1 protein-coding gene and 1 pseudogene are annotated in these 751 nt (G+C 60.7%); both read left to right on the forward strand.

Annotated features, from left to right (window positions below; genetic code table 11):
* Positions 1 to 291: 291 nt before the first annotated feature.
* Positions 292 to 495 (forward strand): annotated as a pseudogene (locus TR36_RS16160) (proline racemase family protein).
* Positions 465 to 686, forward strand: coding sequence for a proline racemase family protein (locus tag TR36_RS16165; RefSeq protein WP_045394342.1), 222 nt, complete (start codon positions 465 to 467; stop codon positions 684 to 686). The pseudogene TR36_RS16160 and the gene TR36_RS16165 overlap by 31 nt, the downstream one beginning before the upstream one ends.
* Positions 687 to 751 lie beyond the last annotated feature (65 nt).

Below are 751 nucleotides of genomic sequence, written 5' to 3' on the forward strand. Positions count from 1 at the left end.
AAAAAGGCCAAATCAGTTCCTGCCCGCCCCTGAACGACCCGAAGGTGGAACGCCAGTGGATGGGGCTTTCGCCCCTCGCTACCCGATACCCTGCCCGTCATCGGCCGGGTCCAGCGCCGGTGACAGGGATCATCTATGCCTTCGGTCATGGCCGACCTTGGCCTGACGCAATCCCCGGGCACGGCACGGCTTGTGGCCGATCTGGTCCTGCAGCGCCCTTCTGCAATCGATCTCAAACCCTTTCTCCTCCCCAGCGGTTCTAGGCAGCCTACTGTCTACGGAGTTCATTCTATGTCGAGTTATACCTTCTCCTGCATCGACGGGCATACATGCGGGAATCCTGTCCGTCTTGTGTCCGGCGGCGGGCCGCTTCTGGTCGGGGCGGACATGCTGGAAAAGCGCGCCCATTTTCTGAAAGAGNTTCGACTGGATCAGGACGGGCCTGATGTTCGAKCSRCGCNGNCATGGCACAACTGGCCGCCCGCGGCAAACTGAAGGTCGGTGATGATTTCTGGCATGAATCCATCATCGGCTCCATCTTCAAGGGTCGGGTAGAGGCGGCCACCACGGTGGCGGACAAGCCTGCGATCATTCCGTCGATCGGCGGGTGGGCGCGGCAGACCGGCATCAACACCATCTTCATCGACACGCGCGACCCCTATGCTCATGGATTTGTAGTAAAATGACCAATACGGCACAAAGCATCCTCGGAGGGCAGGCAAACGGGCCGGTCCTTGCCACACGGGAACCC

Source organism: Falsirhodobacter sp. alg1 (genome assembly GCF_000739715.2).
In the GTDB taxonomy this organism is placed as follows: Bacteria; Pseudomonadota; Alphaproteobacteria; order Rhodobacterales; family Rhodobacteraceae; genus Falsirhodobacter.